Source organism: Amycolatopsis sp. NPDC004169, from assembly GCF_040610315.1.
Classification (GTDB): Bacteria; Actinomycetota; Actinomycetes; order Mycobacteriales; family Pseudonocardiaceae; genus Amycolatopsis.
Genome location: NZ_JBEXMD010000012.1, coordinates 128,351 through 149,634 on the forward strand (window position 1 = coordinate 128,351; position 21,284 = coordinate 149,634).

The window sequence follows — 21,284 nt, forward strand, 5'->3', positions numbered from 1 at the left end:
GGAATTTGGTCGGCTGTGCGACGAGTTCGCATGCTTGAATCACCCTGAACCGGTGTCGGCGCCGTGCCAGCGCACTTGCTGAGGGGCGGATGAGTGTGGAGCAGGAAGCAGAATGCGCTGGAGCGCCGGCCCCGTCGCTGGGACCGGTTGTGATGGTGGCGATCGCGGATCTAGTACTCAGCGGACACGTCCGCCTGAACGGTGAGGATGAGCAGCACGTCCGCCGGCTGGCGAAGCTGGGGCGGTCGGTGCCGCCCATTATCGTCCGCCGCGGAACCATGCGGGTCATTGATGGCTGGCACCGGGTCAAGGCCGCTGTCCTCAACGACGAGGTCGACATCGCAGCGAGGTACTTCGACGGCTCCGAGAGCGACCAGCTGCAGCTTGCCGTCCGCGTGAACTCCGCGCACGGTCTGCCGTTGACCTCCGCAGACCGTCGTGCGGTGGCCACGCATATCATCACGATTCACCCCGAGTGGTCGGATCGAGCCGTCGCTGAAGTCGCGGGGATCACCGGCAAGACCGTCGGGGCGCTTCGTCGGCGTTCGACTGAAGATCTTCCGCAGTCGAACGCCCGGATCGGGCGCGACGGCCGTACCCGCCCCGTCGATGCCGCCGAAGGCCGGCGCATCGCGGGGGAGATCCTCACGCGACAGCCGCGCTTGTCGCTGCGGAAGGTCGCCGCACGCGCCGGGATCGCGGTCAGCACCGCGCGAGACGTCCGGGACCGGTTACGCCGTGGCGACGGGCCACTGCCGCCCAAGTTCCGTGCCTCGGGCGATGCCGGCAACGTGGAACACCCCGAGTCTCGCGACCCTGTTCCCTCCGGCCTCACCGCGACCGGGCGACAACACATCGACAAGGCCGCTGTCCTGGACGTTCTGATGAGTGATCCGGCGCTCCGGTTCACCGACGTCGGCCGTTCCCTGCTGCGGTGGCTCGCCACGCGGGTGATCGACGCCGACGACTACCAGACGCTGATCGACTCGGTGCCGCCGCACTGCGTATCCGTCATCGCCGACTTGGCGGACATCTCCGCAGAGGCGTGGCGCACCTTCGCTGAGGAGCTCAACCGGCGAGCCGGTAGTGCCGGCGAGGGCTCCGGTCAACCCTGATCCACGGCGATGAAGCGGAGCTCGCAGGTGTAGCGGTTATCCTCCCCGTCGCGGAGCCAGAGCTCGTCGAGATCAGGCAGCATTTCACCGAGCGTGAACGTCAGAGACGGTCCCGCCTCGGCGGTCCGGCGGAGCGCCTTGGCGAAGACGTTCACGAGCGGCAAGCTGCGGAAGTCGACCGAGCACGGTTTCTTCTCGGTCGGCACCTTGAAGAACAGCCGCTCCGGTAGTTCGTTCCGTCGCCGCCACCGGCGGGCTTCCGCATAGCGGTCACGCTCATCCGGGATGAAGGCCCACGGCGCCTCGGCGGCCCGGAACGTCCACGACTCGCGGCACAAGACGAACCGGTCGATGCTGATGCGGGGGCGGTGGGGTGCCGGAGGCAGCGGCTTGAACGCGTTGACCACCGCTTCGCTGAGCAGTTCGCCGATCACCTCGAGAAAGTCAAAGGTGTCCCCAGTCGTGCGGGAACGGACGACGAGTTCGGCACCGCGGCGATCGACGACCAGGTCCGCCGCCGGTAACACCGCGGCCGGTGGCTCCACGGAGTCGGGCGATGCCGACCACGACCAGTAGGTGTACTCGGGCGACAGCAGCGCGGACGGCGGAGCGACACGGGAAGTGACGAAGGGCGAATCCCTTGGCTCGATGCCGTAGATCCGCCTGCCACCGTGATCTGCTGCGACCCCCGTGAACACGCGCGCTCGGTCCGGGTGCTGTTCGACGAACAAGCGGCTCTCGATAGTGTTGCAGGCCAGGTGGATCTCCCCGAGCACCACGACGAAGTCGCCCCGGCTCACAGCGTCCACGCCATCGCCCGCGATCATCACGTCGGGTGAGTGGTTGCGGGCGGCGCTCCACAATGCCGGCCCGCACGCGAACTGCTCAGCGACCTCTTGTTCGACGTCCTCGAGCCGGACCGAATGCCGGCGCACGCCGTCGGGAACACGGAGAACCTGCTGCCAGCGTCGCTGGAATTCGGCGACCACTGGAGCGACCGTGGGCTGCATCGCCCTCGACACGGACGTCACATCGGGAAAGAGTTCTCCGACGAGTTCGATCAGGGGCATGTCGTCTCCGCTGTGCAGAGCCAGGAACTGCTGCCGATAGCGCTCTCCGGCCGTGCGGGCCAGCCATCGGCCGCCGGTCAGTACCGCGGACATCGGTCCGGCCATCGCGTCGAGCACCACGCGTCCCACCCGCACGTCGATGTCTCGGACGGTGTCCAGGTACAGGAGCGTGCGCCCGGCGTACGTGCGGCCGTGCTCGCGGGTGCTCGCCTGGCCGGTGAACCGCTGGAACGTCTCCTCGAGGGAGGTTGTGGCCAGCATGACGCCGTCGGCGTCCCCGACTGCGGTGGCCAGCTTGTCCCGGGCGGCCATCAGCTCGGCCAGCGGCTCGAGAGCCCGTTCGCGCACCACTGGGTCACCGATGCGGGCCAGACGGCGGCGCAGGTCCTCTTCGGGGTACGCCTGGATCGGCAGGTCCAGATCGACCGTGACAGCACCCAGGTCGCACAGCCGGCGGACGACCTGCTCGACGTCCGGGCGGGTTGCTTCGGCACCACGGGCGCCGAGGTCGGACACCGTCCGGCGGCCGTCGCACAGCTCCAAGATCGCGATCTCGCGCGGGGCCAGGGCCAGTGGCTCGCGGCCGGGACGGTGCAAGAGGTTGCCGATGACCACGTTCGCCGGATTCGTGCGCGGCGAGAGCCACACGAACACATCCGGATCCTGCGTCACGGCTCTCGCCAGTTCGTTGATCGCCCAGACTTCGAAGTAGACCGAGGCTTCCTTGACCAGCGTGCGTCCCGTAACGAGTTCGAGCCGGTCCGAGTCAGGCGTCACCGACGCCCAGCCGACCGGTCCGAAGAAGCCGATGGTGTCGTTCTTGAGGCAGTAGCGCTGCAGGTACGTCGCGATGGCCAGTTCGTGCCCCCGCCGGCGGGCGTTCCGCCGGCCTTCCCACTTCTCGCGGTCGAGAAGAGTCCTGACCAGATCGGGGTTCTGCCAGGCCAGCGCCTCACGGAAGCGCGGGCCGGCGGTCGTGTCCTTGAGCGCGGCCGCGAGCCTGGCCAGCGCCTCGTCGAACACGGTCGCGTACCGCACGTCGTCGTCGGCGGCGTCGGCCAGCTCGTCGTCCCGGAGCGCGAGTACCTGCTCAGCGGGAAATCCGGCGCTGCGCAGAGCCACGTCGCGCCACAACGCCCAGCCGCTACCTCCCAGCGGAACCAGGTGGTCAGGTTCGTCAGGTGCGCTCACCGGCGTGCTCCTCCCGGTTCGGCTGCGGTCAAGTTGGGGAGATCGTCCTCGACGCTCCCCCCGAGAGCCATCCGCCGAAGCCGGCCGAGAACTTCAGCGCGAACTTCGAGCATTCCTGCGGCCAGCGCTGCTTCGGCGGCGGCCCGGGACCGGTCACCAGGTGCGTGCGGCTGCGCGGGGCCGTCCGGGACGGCTGGGGCGGCGGCGATGTGTTCGCTGAGCCGCCGGACACCGCTCGCCACGGCGTCGACGGAGACGCCGAACGCCGTCGGATCGAGCGCGATGACGAGGAAGCCTAGGTCGAGCTGCGAGGTCTGGTCCGGCCCGAGCGCCGCGCCCGCGAGCGCGCCACTGATCACCTCGATGGCGAAGGCCAACGCGAATCCCTTCCCGCCTCCCGCGGCGAGTACGCCGGCGGCGAGCGCGGGGTCGGTCGTGGCCCGGCCGTCGGCGTCGACGAAACCCGGCGGCAGGCTCGTCTCGTCGAGCACCGCCTGACGGACGTTCCCCCAAGCCCGTTCGGAGGTGGCGAAGTCGAACGAGCAGATGGCTCCGGCCCGCGGAAAACCGAAAGCGATCGGGTTTGTGCCGAGCACTGGCCGCCTCGCGTGCGGCGGCGGTACGAGCGGCGGTGCACCCCCGCAGTTCACGGCCACCCCGATCAGTCCCTGCGCCGCGACCAAATCGGTGTAGACCTTCAACCGGGAGAACCGGGTGAAGCTGCGGGCCGCGACCGCACCGAGTCCGTAGGACTTCGCCTTAGCCACGGCGAGCGTCGTGGCCTCCCGACACACGAGCTGGCCGATGCCGCGGTTGCCGTCGACGACGCTGACCGCGTGGTGGTCCTCGACGACGGCCGGGCGCCCGGCCGCCGGATCGAGGTACCGGTCGATCACGACGAACCGGCCGATCCCGTGGGTTCGCCTGCCCTCGAGCTCGGCGCCAAGGTAGTCGGCCGCGATGAACGCGGCGTCATCGGGTGGGAACCCGCGCGCTTGGAGAGCCTCCGTCATCAACGCGGTCAACTCTTCAACGGGAATCAGCAACGCTCAACCCTTCGTCCACGTCCGCTGGATGGTCATGCGGCGACGACGATCGCGCGCTCACGAGGCCCGGAGATCGGCCTCTCGTACACGAACGCAGACGACGAAACTTCGTCGAAGCCGGCTCGTTTCGCCTCCGCCTCGAGCAGGCCGTTCGACAGCCAGTGGAAACCGGGCACGCCAGGTGCCGGCTCCGCGTCGAGTCCGCACTTCGGAGCGTCGTTCGACACGACCAGGGTTCCGCGCGGCCCGGCGAGCCAGGACCGGACGCGGGTCAGGATCGGCTGGAGCCCTGCCTCCGCGTCGTAGAGGTGTCCCAGCAGGCCGTCCGCGTAGACGACGTCCCATCGCCGGCCGGGCTCCCAGGTCGCGACGTCCGCCTTGACGGCGCGCAGGCCCTTCCCCTCCGCCAACCTGACGGCTTCATCGAGCGCGTCGACCGCGAGCACCTCGTACCCGGCGCGCGCAAGCTCGGCTTCGACGACGGCGTTGCCGCAGCCGATGCTCAGCAACGACGCCGACCCCGGTGCGCCGAGACGGTCACGCAGGACGGCGCCGATGTGCGCGCGGTAGGAGTCCGAGAACGTGGAAGGCGTGATCGAGTCGCCTCGTGCACCACCCCGCTCCCAGACATCGAAAATGCTCTCGCCCACGGCACTGTCGTAGAAGGCCCGCAAACCTTCGATGTCCGACAATGCTTCACCCCCCTTGGTTGTTTCTCCGGTGTCACCACTGTGGTCGCGGCCTGAATCGGAAACAAGGCCCCGTGATCCGCACTCGCACGCAATGGACTTTCGTTGATTCCTCGATCAGACTCCGGACATGGATTCGCAGCCGTCCGACAGTCCCCTTGCCGACGTGATCGAAGAACTTTGGCTTTCACGGGCGAGCCTTTCGGTCGTGGACGAGGAGGCACGTGCGTACGTGACCGCCGCCATCGACCTGCTCGATCGAGGTAAAGCCCGCGTCGCATGGGTCGACGAGGCGACGGACCAGGTCGTGGTCGACGAGCGCGCGAAACGTGCCATCCTCCTTTCCTTCAAACTGTTTCCGATGAAGGAATCGGAAGTCGGCGAATTCCGGCACAACGATCGCCTGCCGTTGAAACGACGCTTTGACGAGGTTCGCGTCGTGCCCGGCGCGATCGCCCGGTGGGGCAGCCATCTCGCACCCGGCGTCGTGCTCATGCCGTCCTTCGTCAACATCGGGGGCTACGTCGGCGCGGGTACGATGATCGACACGTGGGCGACGGTGGGCTCGTGCGCCCAGCTCGGCCGGAACGTGCACGTCGCCGGTGGCGCCGGGATCGGCGGCGTTCTCGAGCCCGAAAGTGCGGCTCCCGTGGTCGTCGAAGACGACGCCTTCATCGGCTCGCGGTGTGCCGTCGTGGAAGGAGCTCGGATCCGCCGGGGGGCCAAGCTCGGCGCCGGCACGGTTCTGACGGCTTCGACACGCGTGTTCGACGCGACAACCGGAGAGGAGCTGGCACGCGGGGAGCTGCCAGCCTGGTCGGTCGGCGTCGGGTCGGCGCGAGTGACCACTACCGCCGCCGGCGACTTCGCGATGCCGTGCGTCCTCGTGGTCCGGCACCTGGAGGAAGGTCAAACGCACGAGAAGCTCCAGCTCAACGAGATCTTCCGCGAGCACGGCACGGTGGTCGGCCGGTGAAGCCCGCCGTTCTCGACCTGAGCGCCGACGTGGTAGCGCTCACCGCCCAGCTGGTCGACATCCCTTCCGTGAGTGGCCAGGAAGCCCAACTGGCCGACGTCGTTGAACAGGCACTACGGGCTATTCCCTGGCTGGAGGTGCATCGCGACGGTGACTCGCTCGTCGCGAGCACCGCATTCGGCCGGGCCGAACGAGTCGTACTGGCCGGCCACCTCGACACCGTCCCGGTCACGGACAACCTGCCGGCGCGAACCGTGGCCGGTCGCCTGTTCGGACGAGGCACCACCGACATGAAGGCCGGTTTGGCGGTGCAGCTGCGCCTCGCCACGACGCTCACCGCTCCGAACCGCGATCTGACCTTCGTCTTCTACGACAACGAAGAGGTCACCGACACCGCCAGTGGTCTCGAGCGGATCGCCCACCGGGACCCCGCTCGGGTCGCGGGCGATCTCGCGATCCTGCTCGAGCCCACCGGCCTCGTGGCAGAGGCTGGTTGCCAAGGCGCCCTGTGGGTCGACGTGACGGCTTCGGGACGCGCCGCGCATTCGGCGAGATCGTGGTTGGGTGCGAACGCGATCCACGCCATCGAGCCACTTCTCGCTCGCTTGAACGCCCACGGCGACCAAATCGTCGAAGTCGACGGCCTCGAGTACCGCGAGGGCCTGCTCGCCGTCCGGGTCGACGGTGGTTCAGCCGGCAACGTCGTGCCCGATTCATGCGTAGTCAGAGTGAACTACCGCTTCGCGCCCGACAAAACGCCGGATGAGGCGGTGACCCGGGTACGGGAGATCTTCGACGGGTTCGCCATCACGCCGGTCCGCGTGGTGCCGGGGGCGCCCCCCTCGCTGAGCACAGCGGCAGTCCGGGAGCTGGTGAACGCGCTCGGCGTTCCCGTACGTCCGAAGTACGGCTGGACCGACGTCGCCCGCTTCGCGGCCTTGGGCATCCCGGCGATCAACTTCGGTCCCGGGGATCCCGATTTGGCCCACACCCGTGACGAGTCCGTGGCTCTCGCGTCGATCAGCACCTGCGAAGAGCTGCTCCGCTCCTGGTTGCTTGCCTGACCACCCTCCGATCCGAAGGATTCCCGATGTCCGACAGCCAGCCAGTCCTCCTTCTCATCGGCGGAGACCCGTACGCGATCCGTGGAGCGCTCCGGCACGGCTTGAACCCGGTCGTGGTCCACAGCCCGTTCACCGGTGACTGGGGCCCGCTGGTCAGCGACTGGAGCCGGATGCCGATTCCGGAAGGCGCACACGCGGTGTTCAGCGAAGACGCGACGAGCATCGAGCGCGTGCTCTTCAGCTTGCACCGGCAAGGCGTCGTCGATCGCGAAATCGTCGGCATCCAGACGTCGAGCGAGGAGGCTCTGGTCACCGCGGCGGCGCTCGGGCGCGTTCTCGGCGTGCCCGCCATCGACGCCGGGACCGCCGTGCGCTTCCGCGACAAGTCGGTGCAGAAGCGTCTCGTCTCGGCGGCCGGGGTTGCAGCCGCCGCGTCGCAGATCATCGAGGACGTCCACGAGCCCGATCTCAGCGGTATCGACGACTTCGGGGTGGCGGTGTTGAAACCGGTCGCGGGCGGCGGCACCCGGAACACCTCGATCGTCCGGAGCCGTGCCGAGCTGGCCGCCCGCTGCGCCGAATACCGCCGCCTGCGGATCCCGCAACGCGCCTTCGTCCTCGAGGAGTTCATCGACGGTGACGAGTGGGTCGTGGAGGGTGTCGTTTTCGACGGGCAGATCCAGTTCTTCTGCGTCGGCAGCTACTCGGAGCCCTGCCTGGCCATCGTGGAGTCCAACGGCGTTATGCGCGGCGAACGGTTCGATCCGTCCGCCGACGCGGACGTGTACGAAATGGTCCGGCCGATGGCGGAGACCACCGTCAAGGCACTCGGCCTGGAATCAGGCGTGTTCCATCTCGAACTGTTCCGGGAGCGGGGGACGGGCCGCCTCGTTTTCGGGGAATGCGCCGCACGTCGCGGTGGCGGCCTCACCCACGAAGTGGTCGAATGCAAGTTCGGCGTCGACCTCGGCGCGGCTTCGGTGCTCTGCGCCGCCGGAATCGATCCACGCATCGAGCCGTCGATCCGGCCCGGTACGGTCGGCTCGACATTCCTGCCCGGTCGCGCCGGGGTTGTGGCGAGTTACCCTTCACCGGTGGCTGTGGCGGCTCGCCCAGGGGTCGAGCACGTCCGTCTCGAGCAGCCCTATGGAACCAGGCTGGCCGGCGCCGCGAACACGATCGCGGGCGTGGGGCAGGTCGTCGTGAGCGGACGATCGCGCGAGGAGTTCAGCCTGCACTGTGACCTGCTCACCCAATGGTTCGACGAGCAGCTGGTCGTCATCCCCGATGATGCGTCCAATCAGGACCGAAGGGACTGGCAGGCGGCGCATTGGCCGGATACCGCGTCGTTCTTCCCCACCTACTCGAAGGATTGACCCACGATGGCCTTTTCCGGAAGCAGGTGCCCGTCGTGATACTCACCGGTCCCGAGATCGTCGACTCCACAAGGGACGGGAAGATCTGCATTTCGCCGTTCAGCCGTGATCAGGTCAATCCCAACAGCTACAACGTCTGCCTCGGCGAGACCCTGATGACTTACACGGGTGAGGTGATCGACGCCTACCGTCCCAATCCCACCGAAACGATCAAAATAGACTCCACGGGTTTCGTCCTCCAGCCGGACGAGCTCTACCTGGGTCACACCGTCGAGGAAGTGGGTTCGGACTGTTACGTGCCGCTACTCTTCGGCCGGTCATCGGTCGGCAGGCTCGGGCTCTTCGTCGAGATCACCGCCCCGATCGGGGACATCGGGTTCCACGGCCAATGGACCCTCATGCTTTCGCCGGTACGACCGTTGCGCGTGTATCCCGGCATGAAGATCGGGCAGATCATGTTCTTCGACACCCTCGGTGACATCGACCTCTACTCCGGGAAGTACCAGGGCGCGGTCGGTCCCCAGGAATCCCGCTACTGGCGCGACAAGCCGGGGCAGCGGTGATTCTTACTGGCCCCCAGATCGCCCGGGGTGTCGAGTCGGGCGACATCACCATCGAACCGTTCGAGGCGGACCGGCTCTCACCGAACGCCTACGACTGGCGGCTCGGCGACACGATCCGCACCTGCGACACCGCACTCGATGCCGCGACCCCGGCCGAGTTCACCGAGCACGTCATTCCGCCGGACGGCATGGTCCTGCGGCCGGGCTGCCTGTACCTGGGGGTAACGCACGAGCACACGCACTCGGAGCAGTACGCCCAAATGATCAACGGAGACCGCACGGTGGGAGCCATGGGCGTTTGGGTGCACGTCTCCGCCCCGCTGGGGCACGTGGGCCACGCGATTCGGTGGACCCTCGAGATCCGAGCGGTCCGGCCAGTCCGCGTCTACGCCGGGATGACATTCGGGAAGATCATTTTCCTGCGCACCCGCGGGGCCCCGGCCAGCTATCAGGACATGGGTAGGAAGTACACCCGCACCGACGGCATCGACGTCTCGCGCCTGCACGAGGAGTTCACGTGAATGTCCTGACCGGGATCGACCTGCCTCATCCGAGCCCGGGCGGCAGCGTCGAACTCCTGCGTGACCTGTACCTCGGTCGCGATGCGCCAATACCCGCGGACGTCTTCATGCTGGGGACAGATACCGGGAGCCGCATCCGGCCGAGTCAGCTCGCGCTGCTCGATGTACGGGACAAGGCCGTTTCCGGGCCTGCCTTCTGGACCTTCGTGGACAGGCTGGCCGACGAGATCAGGGCACGGTTCGCTGGGACGGAACCTCGGGTTCTCCACTTTCAGCACCTGACATTCGGAGCTACTCCGGCGCTGCGCAAAGCGTTTCCCGATCAGCCGTCGATCGCATTGGTGCACGGCACCGACCTGCTGTTCGCCGAGTCCAATCCGACCCAGGCCGAGGTGCTTCGCCAAACAGTCGGGTCGACTGACGTGATCGTGGTGCCGGCACGCGCCATGGCCGCACGGTTGCGTGATTTCGCCGCGGTCGCGCCGGAGCGCATCGCTCATGTTCCGTGGGGCGTACCGGACCGGCTCCTCGCCGAACCACCGGAACGAGTGGCACGTGCCTCCGATCGACTGCGGATCCTCTACGCCGGTCGGCTGACTTCGGAGAAAGCCACTGCCGGTGTCTTCACGAGATTGGCGGAACAAGAGGACATCGAACTCAGCGTCGCCGCTCCTCCTGCGGAATACGACTGTCTCGCCGGGCAGAACGGCCTGCCACGGGTGCGTTACTCGGGCTGGCTCGCCCGCGAAGAGCTGTGGAGGGAGTTCGCCCGGCATGATCTGCTGATCGTGCCCTCTCTCAAGCTGGAGGCGTTCGGTCTGGTTGCCATCGAAGCGCAGGCCTGCGGCCTTCCCGTCGCCTACCAGCCGGTCCCCGGGCTGACCGAGGTGCTCGGCGAGTCCGCGCTCGCCGTCGACTTCGGTGATCACGAGAGCGTTGTGGCAACGATGAAGGACCTCGCTCGCTCACCGGCACGCCTTGACGAGCTGCGATCCAGCGGGTTAGCCAACAGCGCGCGTCTCCCGCTGTCCGGCACGTCGGACGCGCTGCTGGATCTGACCGCTGCGGTCGCTCGGTGACGAGCGACGGTTGCGTGTTCTGCGCCATCGTCGCCGGGCGCATGCCGGCGGCGATCGTTTACGAAGACCTTCGAACTCTCGCGTTCCTCGACATCACGGCCGTGATGGAGGGGCACACCCTGGTGATTCCCAAAGCGCACGTGACGGATCTCTGGCAGATCACCGCAGCAGACGCCGCGGCGGTCATGCGCACGGCTCACCGCCTCGCACGGCGCATCCGGGAGGTTCTGCGGCCGGACGGGATGACCTTGTTCCAAGCCAACGGTGAGGCGGGTTGGCAAGACGTATTCCACTTCCACTTGCACGTCGTTCCCCGGTTGACGGGCGACCATTTGCACCGGCCGTGGCAGGCGCAGCCTCGCCCGCTGGCCGATCTGGAAAAAACACGAGTGCGGTTGTCGGAGACCGGATGATGCCGTTGAACAGAGAGGAAGTGCAGCTTGTGAACGAGGCTGAAACAAACAGCCCGCGCCAGTCGACTCGGGAGATCTTCACACGGATCTATGCCAGCGAAGAATGGACTCTGGTCGAGGAACCCGTAGCCGGGTACGACGATCACCAGACTTCCCGCTCCGGTCTCGGGTCGAACCTCGCCCAGACCGAGGCTCTGCGTGCCGGACTGCCGCCGCTGATCGCCGAACTCGGCGTTCGCAGCGTCCTCGATCTTCCGTGCGGAGACTTCTTCTGGATGTCGCGTGTCGAGTTGGGAGTTCAACGGTACATCGGTGCGGATATCGTGCCCGAGGTGGTCGAACGAAACCGTCGGCTTTTCGCGCGGGCCGACCGCGATTTCGAGGTTCTCGATCTCGCCCGCGATCAGCTACCGTTGGTGGATCTGATTTTTTCACGCGACTGTTTGGTGCATCTGAGCGATGCGGAAGCGCTCGCCGCCCTGGAGAACGTCCGGCGAAGCGGGGCGACGTACTTCGCGGCCACCACATTCACCGACCGTACCGAGATGAATGACATACGGACCGGTGGTTGGCGGCCACTCAACCTGTGTCGCGCGCCTTTCAACCTGCCGGATCCGCTCCGCATCCTCAACGAGCAGTGCACTGAGGTCTATACGGCAATTATCGACGGTGCTGAGGTCGAATTGCATTTTTCTGACAAATCAATCGGCGTCTGGACTGTTGCTGATCTGTGACCGAAGCGTGGCCAAGGTGCGATCACAAGTCGCCAAACATGGCCCCGTCGCTCTCGGACTGGGAGTCGGCGGCCACCGCCGCGTGCAGGCCCCCGGCTGCTGCCGCGGGAAGGTCATGATCACTTCGGCGACGGCGTGGCCGGTTTCGCCGCGTGGCTTGGACACGATGTCCTCCCAGGCCACTTCGCCCCCGGAAGTCGGGAGCCGCGCGAGGTCGGCCACAATGCCGATGCGGACGACCTTTACAGGCCAGGAAGGAGGATTGTTTGACACGGTCATCGCGGGCCGCCAGTGAGATCCGTAGTCGGGCGTGGCGTTGCACCCAGTCACGAACCACGAGCACGCTGCCGCCACGTACGCCGCGGCTGCAGCGTGCAAGCCGAGCCCGACGCCGACATGCTTGGCCAGCCAGTTCGCGCCGACGACGCACGCGACATACAGCGCGATCACCGGCACACGCACAAACCGGCTACCCGCTTGGCGCCTCCGCGACCGGCGACGCGAGTAGGTGATCATGGCCGGCTGGGCATGGCTTGCCGGTCGTCGGCGCCGGCTTCTGCCGCTACCCGTGCTTGCCGTTGGCGGTGTTCCAAGGTGAACCGGTCGGGCCGAGCCGGTGCGCCGGCGGTCTTGTGGCCGTCGGATCGGCAGCGTTGATGAACCCACTCGGTGACCATGCGCTCGGCGAAGCCGGGCCGCCAGTGGTCGTGCCAGTACTGGGCGTCGCGGGCGGTGGCTGTCTTGCCCAGGTGGGCTTCGCGCCAGGTGTAGGTGAGGGTGGCCAGCTCGGCGACCAGGCCGGGATGCTCCAGCCAGCAGTCGGGGATGGCGACCGCGCGAGTCCCGGGATTGCCGACGTAGGTCTCGTTGTAGTACTGCACGAAGTGCGCGATCGTGAACAGCGGTGTTTCTCCGCGGTGCTGCTGGTCTTCGGCCGCGTCCGGCGGCGGGAACATCAGCCACCGCGCCAGCCGTGGGTCGCTCTCCGGCTCTTCGGTCAGCTCCGCGAGCTTCTTCGACACCTGCTCGATCTGCCGGCCCAGGACCTCGGCCACGGTTTCCAGTCCTGCGACCACCTCGTTGAGCTCGTCCAGCGACCGCGGCTCGAGTTCCTCTTCACCGCCTGTTCCCCGCTCGTCGCCGTCGCCGTCGCCGTCGGCATCGTGCGGGCGTTCGGCGATGTCTTCGTCGTTCATCGCAGATCACCGCCACCGGCCAGGAGCAGCGGGTAGCCGTCGGGGGTGATCGCGGCCCGCCCGGAGCGGATCGCGGCGACGTCGGCCCGTAGCTGGGGCCAGTCCGGGCGTTGTTCGACGTCGACGGTCCGGCCGAGGATCGGGCGGAGGTTGCCGTGCAGCATCAGCACCCGGCCGCGGTCGAGGGTGCGGATGTCCCCCGCGCGCAGCGTCGGGACGGTCTCCTCGCCGCTGGCGCCGCGCCCGACACTGAACAGTCCGTCGCTGTGGTGCTGATGAGTGCGGCGGCGGTGCTGCCCGGACAGCGTGGACAGCCACTCCAGCGTCTTGTCGTCCTTCAGCCCCGGGAACGCGGTCAGGGTGAGGGTGTTGTCGATCAGCTGCAGCCGGCCGGGTTCGCCGTAGAGCTCGTCCAGCTGGGAGCGGGATTGCGCGGACCAGTGGATCAGCACGCCGCGGCCGGCGGAGTCGGCGATGATCGCCGGCAGCCGCGGCACCGGTGTTCCGGCGAACAGCTCGTCCAGGATCGCGGTGGTCGGTGGTTCCAGCCGGCGGCGTTCGTGGCGTAGTGCGGTGTCCTGGGCGGTGGTGAGGATCTGCTCGACCAGCGCGGTCAGCACCGGCCGGGCCTGCGGGGCCTGGTGTTCCCCGGCGATGATGAACAGGCTGCCGCGGCGGCGCAGGAACTCGTCGATGTCCAGTTCCTCGGCCGGGCTCGGGGTGGCGAAGTAGCAGATCGCTGGGTTCATGAACGGTTCGATCGCGCGCCGGACGCTCATCCAGACTGCGTCGGAGGTCTCGGCGACCATCCCGATCTCCGACTCCAGGTTCTGCGCCAGCTGCGGATACTGCTGCTCCAGCAGCTCGGCGGGTTCCCGGTCGGCGGGTTTGGCGATTGACCACCGCACCAGGTGATCGACGGTCCGGTGATGGGTGGCGGCGGCGAGCAGGTAGGCCTGCATGACGATCGTGGCCCGGCCGCGGAACACCGCGTCGTTGCCGCCGACGTCCTGGAGCCCGAGCGAGGACGCTTCGATCAGCGTCTCCGCCCGCCGCAGCGCGACCGCGGGGTCGGCGCAGCCGGTGACCGGGGACCAGCGGGCGTGGGCCGGCCAGGACAGCGTGCCGGTGGCGTCGATCACCAGCACCGGCCCGGCGCCCGGGCGGCGGGTGCGGGCCAGCAGGCACCACTCGGCGAGGTCGTTCTTCGTCGTCGACGCCACCACAGCTCCGGGTGCGGCGAGGACCTTGTGCACCAGGTCGGTGCGGCTCTTGCCCGAGCGGGTCGGCGCGATCGTCCCCGTCGGGGTCTCCAGGGAGGTGACCAGCTGCTGGCGGCGGGGCCCTTGGTGCAGCGGGACCGCGATTTCCTCGACGGGCGCGATGCGGCGTTGCTCGTCAGTGAGGTCACCGCGGGTCCACGTCGCGGTCTTGCGTGCGGCGTCGATCGACAGGGTCTTGCCCATCTCGCGGCGGGTGGCGTGGCCGGCATCGGTCGGCGCGACGCGTCGCCAGACCGGGATCGCGGCGCCCACAGTGAGACCGGCGGCGAGCGTCGTGATGGTGGTGAACCAGATGTAGAACGCCAGCTGGTGCTCGCTGACCGCGCCCGACCACGGGAACGGCAAACGTGGCCCCGGGTCAGCGGCGTGGAAGACGACCGTGAGCGCGAAGCCCGCCCATGCGGTGATCGGCGGCCAGGTCCACGTGCCGGAGAAGAATCCGGTCACCAGAACGGCCGCGGCGACGACGATCGCGCCGAGCGCGCACAGGATTGCCAGGGCGGCGACTGCGAGGCCCATCAGGGCGACGTCGCGGTCGAGGTTGAGGGTGTCGGTGCGTGTGCGCGGCATCGGCCGCTCCTCCCGGACAGCGGGAGAGCGGCACCACGTGGTTCATCGGAGTGGGCTCCCTCCCGGTGGCGGGGAGGGCAAATCTGGGTCGGCTATCCGGCGGATCGCGACGATCTTCGACGTCCAGGCGGAGAGGGGTTCGAGGATGACGCCGGTGTCGGTGTCGTAGGCGTCGACGATCAGGCCGTGCCCGGCGTACATCCCGACGTGCCGCGGTACCTGCGCAGTCCCCAGCGAGCCGGGAATGAACAGCAGATCGCCCGGCTGTACCTGCTCCAGTGACGAGACGGCGTGCCCGGCGTGGACCTGGCTGATCGTGCCGGCGGGGATTCCGATCCCGGCGGCGGCCCAGGAGGCGAGCATCAGCCCGGAGCAGTCGTAGGCGTCCGGGCCCTTCGCTCCCCACACGTAGGGCTTGCCGAGCTGGTTGAGGGCGAAGCCGACTGCGGCGCGCTGGCGAGCATCGTCCGGCAGTGCGAACCCCGGCGGCAGCTTGGTCGGGTCGACCTGGCCCGGTTCGCGGGGGATGTCGGATCCGCCTTGGTCCGGGCACAGCGTCTTCGCCTGCACGGCCTCCGTCCCGCCACCGGGCGGGGTGGCCAGCACGGGGTTGTCCGCCCCGGTCCAGAACCGATCCACGATCGCGGCGGCGGCCGGTTCGCGCGGGGCGTAGCGGTCCGGGAAGCCACTGTGCTGCACCGCTTGCTCCGCCTGCCCTGGGGCCATGGTGTCCCAGCCGGGCAGGGCGATGAGGGCGTCGAGGAACTTTCCGGTGGCGTAGACGGGGTTGAGGATCTGCGCGCGGGTGCCCCAGCCTTGGCTCGGGCGTTGCTGGAACACCCCGAGTGAGTCGCGGTCGCCGTAGTCGAGGTTGCGCAGCCCGGACTCGACCATCGCGGTGGCGATCGCGAGAACTGCGGCCCGCCGTGGCAGACGGCGCTGCTGGACGACGTCGACGATGGTGCGGGCAATATCCATCTCGTCGGCGCCCAGCTGCTGCCGGTCGACGACGATCGACCCGCCGCCCGGACCGCCCTGCTCGCAGCCGCTCAGCTGCACGACCGTTGCAGTCGCGGCCGGGACAGCGACGAGCGCCAGCGCGAGGATCGGCAGCATCACCAGCCCGACCAGCGCACCCGTGACGCCCGCTAGGAATCCGGTTTCCTTCACGGCGACACCGCCGGCGACTGACCGTCGGGCAGCCGATGTGGTTTCCGGACCAGCTGGGTGTTGGTGTCGAAGATCTGCCGCTCGATCCGGCTGAGCACCGTCTGTACCTTGAGGCCGGTTCGGTTCTCGATCTTCCACAGCGCTCGGCCCTGGCGGTCGTTTGCCCATCCGGTTGTGGCCTCGTGCTCTTTCTCCGAGAGAGCAAGGACATCGGCCAATTCGCTCGCGACGCGCGTGGACTGTCCAAGAAGGATTCGGATCGAGCAGAGGGCGAGCAGGTCGCGGGCGATGGCGACTTCTTGGGAGCCGGTGGCGCCGACGGAGAGGAAGTCGCCCGGTTTGTGGCTGACCAGCACCTGGATCTTGCGTTCCGCGCGCGAGAGCCGCAGTTCGCTGTCGACGGCCTGCACTGCGCGCAGCCCGAGCCGGAGTTGGCGCCAGATCTCGTCGCGGACGACGATCCGCAGCTCCCCGTCCTCCTGCAGATCCGTGGCCAGCGACGACCACGACCCCAGGCAGGTCAACGCGACGGCGATGGCTTGGTCGCCGCGGGTGCGTAACCGCGAGAGGTCCAGGCTCTGGATCGGGGCGTCCCAGTCGACGGTGAAATTCGTGGCCGCATCGAATAAGCCGGCCAGCGGTCCGCTGATCAGGTTGGCCAGCGCGTCGGTGATCGAGCGAAGATGGTCGAGGAACTGGCGGCGGCCGGCGAAGCGCAGGCTCTGCCACAGCTGCTCATCCGGATCGGACAGCGCCCGATGGACGTCAGGGATGGTGATCGGCGTGAGCCGGGTGTAGCCGTCGTGGACGCCGAGCAGCTGCCGCAGTACCGCCGAGAGCGCGGCTTCGTCGGTGACGGTGGGCCGGTAGCCCTGGGCTTCGGCCAGCGCCACCAGCAGCTGCACCCACCGGCCAAGCACCCCGTCCAGCTCGTCGCGTTGCCGCTCGGTCGACCAGGCGTCCCAGCGGGCGGCCAGGGGCCCGAGGTCGAGGGCGTTGAGGCGGGCGCTGCTGCCGCGGCCGAGCATGATCGGCGTCACCCCGAGCGCGTGCAGCAGCGGGGTGTATTCGCCTTTGACGTCGCCGGAGATCAGGGTGCGGACGCCGGTGAGCATCATCCGCAGCAGGAACGCCACCACCGTGGAGCTCTTGCCGCGGCCGGGTTCGCCGAACAGGACCATGTTCGGGTTGGTGCAGATCGAGCGGAGAACGAACTCGACCGGGTGCAGGTAGAACGCGCCGCCGGAGTGGACGTCGTAGCCCATCCGCGCCCCGACCGCCGGCAGCGGGCTCGCCGCCAGCAACGGGAACAACCCGCCCAGCACGTGGGTGCCGGCCTGATAGACCTGCAGCGGCGCCGCCACCGGCGACCAGCCGTACCCGGGGCGGGCGAACCCGCGCTGCGGTGCTGCACGCCGGTTCACGCGGGCGGTCCGGCCGTCCCGGCGTTGGTGCCCCGTCGGTCGCGTGCCGAGTGCGGGCCCGAAGGTGGCGAGCAGTTCCGCGGCGGTCCGCTCGTCGGTGCGGCGGCTCATGACGCACCGCCGCGCAGCCGGGGCAGGCCGACACCGACGGGCAGGACCGCGGCGACGAACCCGGCGTCCTGGGCCAGTTCCATCCGCAGCAGCTGGAAGCGGCCGGCGATGTCGTTCTCCAGCTTGGCCGCGTGGTCCTCGACATTCCACGTATCCGGGATCGTAACCGCCGCGGCGACGGCGAAGCGGACGATCCCGTGCCCGGCCGCGACCGCGTGCTCTTGTGCCCGCGCTCCCCCGGCTTCGCGGTCTTCGGCGGCGCCGGAGTTGAACCCCTTCGAGGACTTCCAGTCCCGCACCACCCCGGTGCGGAACCGCAGCCGACGCACCGCCTTGCAGGACCGGTGCTGCGACAGGGTCTCGTAGTGGACGGCGAGGCTGCGGCGCTCGCCGGCGGTCTTGACCGCCAGCAGCCCACCCAGCGACCCGAACACCGTCCCGGCCTCCGGCATCAGCACCGAGTAGGACACCGTCGCGAAGCCGTCGTGGTAGTACGCCCGCGCCGACGGCGAAGGTGCGTGTACTGGCCCGGCGGTCGCCCAGCGGACGCCCACCTCGGTGCCCGCGCGATGGCGGCGCGCGGCGAGGCCGGCGGCGCTGGCCGGGTTGAACCCGGTGCGGATCACCAACGCCAGCTCCGGACCCGACAGCCACTTGACCGCGGTGGCACCGAGGGACTTGAGCTTGTCCTCGAGGCCGTCCAGCACGCGGTAGAGGACGGCGGCCCGGCCGGCGACCCCTCCGCCGGCCGCGGCGGCCGGGCGGCGGAGGGCGTCTTCGGCGCCGGAGAGGGTGACGAACACCTCGTGCCGGACCGACACCGCCCCGACCAGCCGTTCCAGTTCCTCGGCCGCCTGGCGCGCGAGCGCGGGTGCATCTGGGACGTCGTGCTCGGCGCGCCAGGCCTGGTAGTCGGCGCCGTCGTCAGGCACAGTCCGCACCAGCAGCGTCATCCGGTCGATGACCTCACGGTGCCCGATCGACAGCAGCAAGTTGCCCAGCCGGTTGGCCAGCCGCTCACACTGGGCGTCCGAGAGCATCCCGACCCCGGCGTGGGTCAGCCGCGCGGTGGCACCCCACCGCCCGTCGCCGGTGTCGTGGATCAAACAGACCCGGCCAAGGTCCCGTAGCGGCGGCCCGTCAGGGAACCGCAGCCGGGCCAGCACCCCGGGCAGATCCGGCTCATCCAGGTCCGTGGTCTGCCCGGTGACCGCGCGAGACTGCCACCGCGACCAGCCCCGGACGATGCCGGCTCGGTAGAGCAGCAGGTGGCCGAGCCACCGCAGCGCGGGACGTCCGCGGACCGGCACCACGACCAGCGTCGCCGCCGTGCCGCACACCGCGCCCAGCATCAATGCCCGGCCGAACTGCCCGGCCGCCAGTGCGAGGATCACCGGCACGGCCAATCCGACGCACACGAACGCCTGCACTGGCGTCAAGCCGATAATCCAGCCCGCGTGTTCCTTGCGGGAGAGCCCCTTATAGATGCGTGTCGCGGTACTCACAGCAGCACCGCCGCGTCCTCGGCCTCACCGGCCGCGGCGCCGCCGCCCTCGTCCGGCGGCGGACCGCCCGGCGGCTTGGGGGCCGGCGGGGTCGGCGGGGTCGGCGGACCCGCATCGCCCGGCGGGTCCGCAGGTGGCGGCTGCCCGTCATCATCGCTACCGCCGTCGACAGCACCAGTCACGTTCGCGCCGCCGGCACCGTCAGCGCCCGCGGCAGGTACCTCTGCCCCCTCAGACTCCTCTGCCGTCCGGCCGGCTCCCGCTCTTTCTGTGCCAGCGCCCGAGGTGCCTGCATGGGGCGCACGGCCGCCGGAGGTGGCGGCGGCGCTCGCGTCCGCAGGGGCATTCTCTTCGCCGGGCGTGCCGCCGCTCGTATCCTCATCGGCGACGGCATGATCGAAGCGGTCGACGTTGGCTTGCTCCTGGCCATCGCCGCCGTCATCCCCGCCGCTGTTCTCTTCATTGCCGAACTCGTTGCCGACTTTGTTCCGGAACGCGCGAGCCATGCGCCCGGCGATGCTGTTGGCGCCGTAGGAATCCAGGCCCGCGTCCGAGAGCTTGTCCCGGAACACGCCTTGCGGGTCGGCGTCGGGGTCGACGAAGGCGAACAGCTTGAACAGCACCAGCGGGACACACAGCGCGAGGAACAGCACCCCGATACCGGTCAGCAGCCCGGACAGCCCCTGCGCGCCACCGACGATCGCCACGGCCAGCACCACAACGAATGCCAGGGCCGGTTTCATCGCCACCGCCACCACGCACCAGCGGACGGCTTTCCAGTACCACCGCCCTGTTCCGTCGGCTACCAATCCCGCTGCGGCGATAGGAATTGCGCCGACCAGTACATAGATTGCGGCTTCGCGGAACACGGCCTCGAACGCGAACCCCAGTCCGGCGGGGATGACCCCGAAGGCGCCGGCCAAGCCGAGCACGACGTTCTTGACTTCATCGGAGAGGGCGTCGGTGAAGCCGGTCATGTTCAGCGCGTCGCGGAAGTTGCCCACCCGCAGTCCCGTGGACAGGATCGCCTCGGTCAGGCCGTCAGCGGCGGCGAGGAACGCCGCAACCACCCCGACCGTCACCGCGAGAGCGATCCCGTACTGGACCGGGCCGGTGATCAGACGGACGAAGCCGCGGCCGCCGCGGGCGACGGTGATGATGATCTGCCAGAAGAACATCCCCAGCGCGATGGCTCCGGAGATCCACAGTGTCATCGGCCACAGGATCGACACCGGCCCGTCCGTGGTGGACACGGTGAAGATGGAGAACTGGTCGACCAATTGGAACGCGGTGCGCAGAATGAACAAGGCCGCAGACCAGGTCGCCGCCATGAGCGGCTCGAGAACCCCGGCGGCAGTCGCTGTGACCCCTGCACCGGCTAGCCTGCCCAGCGCCTTCAGCAACTCCAGCTCCGCGGGCGTCATCGGACGCCCTCCCGGTTCAGGGGCCGGTAGCCGGCCGCGACCGATTCGGCGCTGCCCGGCCACGCCGACGCCGTGTAAGCGGCGCGAGCGCCGGGGGCGATCCGCCAGGCGGTGCCGGTCCAGCGCAGGGCCTGGCAGTCGCCGATGCCCATGCGGGTGGACTGGCCTTGGTAGTCGAAGCTCAGCTGTCCGAGCGTGCACACCACCGCGAACCGGCCGCCGTCGGCGGTGCCCTTGATCAAGCCCTGGGACACCTCGTAGGTCACCGTCAGGCCGGGCTTGAGCTCGCCGGGACGGATGCCGGCTTCGTCGCGGAAGGAGGTCAGCAGCGCGAGCGGGCCGCTGCCCTGCGGGGACGGGGCGTGCGGGAGCGCGGCTTCGCTGTAGGCCCGCACGTAAGTGGCTGGGTCGCCGCCGCGCATCGCGGACTCGTTGAACGCGGTCAGCCAACCGAGTGCGCCTTCGGCGTTGGCCGGGAAGCTGTCGGAGATAACGCGGTTCGCGATCGGCGCCGGTCGCGGGACGGTGATCGGCGGGCCGGCCATGGCGGTGGTGAGTTCATGCGGCAAGGCCGCTTCCGGCGGCAGGGTCAGCATGGAACGGGTGGCCAGCGCAGTCGCCTCGTCAACCGGCGCCGTGGGTGTCGGCGAGGGTGCGCCGCCGGGCGGAGTCGCGCCCGGCGGGGACGACGGTGGTGCCGTTGCCTGCCGGGCAACCAGCACCGCGGCGACCGCGACGACAGGCAGGACGACGACGATGATCAG

19 protein-coding genes are annotated in these 21,284 nt (G+C 69.0%); 9 read left to right on the forward strand and 10 right to left on the reverse strand.

All coding sequences use genetic code 11. The features are described from left to right. The first annotated feature begins 89 nt into the window (after positions 1 to 89). Entirely contained in the window at positions 90 to 1,115 is a 1,026-nt protein-coding gene (locus ABZX11_RS18720) for a streptomycin biosynthesis protein (protein ID WP_354914379.1), read from the forward strand. Here ABZX11_RS18720 and ABZX11_RS18725 read toward each other — a convergent pair. Genes ABZX11_RS18725 through ABZX11_RS18735 form a run of 3 tightly spaced genes read right to left on the reverse strand, consistent with a single transcriptional unit; the run spans position 1,106 to position 5,114 of the window. Further along, entirely contained in the window at positions 1,106 to 3,376 is a 2,271-nt protein-coding gene (locus tag ABZX11_RS18725; RefSeq protein WP_354914381.1) for a lantibiotic dehydratase, read from the reverse strand. The genes ABZX11_RS18720 and ABZX11_RS18725 overlap by 10 nt on opposite strands. After that, positions 3,373 to 4,422, reverse strand: coding sequence for an Ldh family oxidoreductase (locus ABZX11_RS18730; protein ID WP_354914383.1), 1,050 nt, complete (start codon positions 4,420 to 4,422; stop codon positions 3,373 to 3,375). Before ABZX11_RS18730 ends, ABZX11_RS18725 begins: the two co-directional genes overlap by 4 nt. 32 nt (positions 4,423 to 4,454) lie before the next feature. Next, on the reverse strand, positions 4,455 to 5,114 hold the full coding sequence (locus tag ABZX11_RS18735) for a methyltransferase domain-containing protein (protein ID WP_354914385.1): 660 nt from the start codon (positions 5,112 to 5,114) through the stop codon (positions 4,455 to 4,457). 127 nt (positions 5,115 to 5,241) lie between these two features. Between ABZX11_RS18735 and ABZX11_RS18740 the strand changes: the two genes are divergently transcribed. The 8 genes from ABZX11_RS18740 to ABZX11_RS18775 are packed head-to-tail and all read left to right on the forward strand — an operon-like array spanning position 5,242 to position 11,837. After that, a complete protein-coding gene (locus ABZX11_RS18740; RefSeq protein WP_354914387.1) occupies positions 5,242 to 6,087 on the forward strand; it encodes a 2,3,4,5-tetrahydropyridine-2,6-dicarboxylate N-succinyltransferase in 846 nt (281 codons plus the stop codon). Then, the gene (dapE, locus tag ABZX11_RS18745) at positions 6,084 to 7,151 is read left to right on the forward strand and encodes a succinyl-diaminopimelate desuccinylase (RefSeq protein ID WP_354914389.1); all 1,068 of its coding nucleotides are present in this window, start codon (positions 6,084 to 6,086) and stop codon (positions 7,149 to 7,151) included. Before ABZX11_RS18740 ends, dapE begins: the two co-directional genes overlap by 4 nt. Before the next feature lie 26 nt (positions 7,152 to 7,177). Then, a complete protein-coding gene (locus ABZX11_RS18750; protein ID WP_354914391.1) occupies positions 7,178 to 8,527 on the forward strand; it encodes a hypothetical protein in 1,350 nt (449 codons plus the stop codon). Then, positions 8,524 to 9,090, forward strand: coding sequence for a dCTP deaminase (gene dcd, locus ABZX11_RS18755; RefSeq protein WP_354914393.1), 567 nt, complete (start codon positions 8,524 to 8,526; stop codon positions 9,088 to 9,090). The genes ABZX11_RS18750 and dcd overlap by 4 nt, the downstream gene beginning before the upstream one ends. Further along, positions 9,087 to 9,611, forward strand: a complete 525-nt coding sequence (locus ABZX11_RS18760) for a deoxycytidine triphosphate deaminase (protein WP_354914395.1) — start codon at positions 9,087 to 9,089, stop codon at positions 9,609 to 9,611. Before dcd ends, ABZX11_RS18760 begins: the two co-directional genes overlap by 4 nt. Beyond that, on the forward strand, positions 9,608 to 10,690 hold the full coding sequence (locus tag ABZX11_RS18765; RefSeq protein ID WP_354914397.1) for a glycosyltransferase family 4 protein: 1,083 nt from the start codon (positions 9,608 to 9,610) through the stop codon (positions 10,688 to 10,690). Before ABZX11_RS18760 ends, ABZX11_RS18765 begins: the two co-directional genes overlap by 4 nt. After that, complete coding sequence (locus ABZX11_RS18770) at positions 10,687 to 11,103, forward strand: HIT domain-containing protein (RefSeq protein ID WP_354914399.1); 417 nt, start codon at positions 10,687 to 10,689, stop codon at positions 11,101 to 11,103. The genes ABZX11_RS18765 and ABZX11_RS18770 overlap by 4 nt, the downstream gene beginning before the upstream one ends. Then, on the forward strand, positions 11,100 to 11,837 hold the full coding sequence (locus ABZX11_RS18775) for a class I SAM-dependent methyltransferase (protein ID WP_354914401.1): 738 nt from the start codon (positions 11,100 to 11,102) through the stop codon (positions 11,835 to 11,837). The genes ABZX11_RS18770 and ABZX11_RS18775 overlap by 4 nt, the downstream gene beginning before the upstream one ends. A 512-nt stretch (positions 11,838 to 12,349) precedes the next feature. Here ABZX11_RS18775 and ABZX11_RS18780 read toward each other — a convergent pair. From ABZX11_RS18780 to ABZX11_RS18810, 7 genes are read right to left on the reverse strand one after another with little or no spacing between them, the layout of a single operon-like run. Next, on the reverse strand, positions 12,350 to 13,033 hold the full coding sequence (locus tag ABZX11_RS18780) for a hypothetical protein (protein ID WP_354914403.1): 684 nt from the start codon (positions 13,031 to 13,033) through the stop codon (positions 12,350 to 12,352). Continuing rightward, the gene (locus tag ABZX11_RS18785) at positions 13,030 to 14,886 is read right to left on the reverse strand and encodes a TraM recognition domain-containing protein (RefSeq protein ID WP_354914405.1); all 1,857 of its coding nucleotides are present in this window, start codon (positions 14,884 to 14,886) and stop codon (positions 13,030 to 13,032) included. The genes ABZX11_RS18780 and ABZX11_RS18785 overlap by 4 nt, the downstream gene beginning before the upstream one ends. A 42-nt stretch (positions 14,887 to 14,928) precedes the next feature. Then, positions 14,929 to 16,056, reverse strand: a complete 1,128-nt coding sequence (locus tag ABZX11_RS18790; protein WP_354914407.1) for a C40 family peptidase — start codon at positions 16,054 to 16,056, stop codon at positions 14,929 to 14,931. Continuing rightward, the gene (locus ABZX11_RS18795) at positions 16,053 to 17,591 is read right to left on the reverse strand and encodes an ATP-binding protein (protein WP_354914409.1); all 1,539 of its coding nucleotides are present in this window, start codon (positions 17,589 to 17,591) and stop codon (positions 16,053 to 16,055) included. The genes ABZX11_RS18790 and ABZX11_RS18795 overlap by 4 nt, the downstream gene beginning before the upstream one ends. Continuing rightward, positions 17,588 to 19,096 carry an SCO6880 family protein gene (locus ABZX11_RS18800; protein ID WP_354914411.1) on the reverse strand — a complete coding sequence of 503 codons (1,509 nt, stop codon included), beginning with the start codon at positions 19,094 to 19,096 and terminating at the stop codon, positions 17,588 to 17,590. The genes ABZX11_RS18795 and ABZX11_RS18800 overlap by 4 nt, the downstream gene beginning before the upstream one ends. Beyond that, positions 19,093 to 20,520: a hypothetical protein gene (locus ABZX11_RS18805; RefSeq protein ID WP_354914413.1), complete on the reverse strand. Its 1,428-nt coding sequence runs from the start codon at positions 20,518 to 20,520 to the stop codon at positions 19,093 to 19,095. The genes ABZX11_RS18800 and ABZX11_RS18805 overlap by 4 nt, the downstream gene beginning before the upstream one ends. After that, a complete protein-coding gene (locus ABZX11_RS18810) occupies positions 20,517 to 21,089 on the reverse strand; it encodes a hypothetical protein (protein ID WP_354914415.1) in 573 nt (190 codons plus the stop codon). The genes ABZX11_RS18805 and ABZX11_RS18810 overlap by 4 nt, the downstream gene beginning before the upstream one ends. Between the last annotated feature and the right edge of the window lie 195 nt (positions 21,090 to 21,284).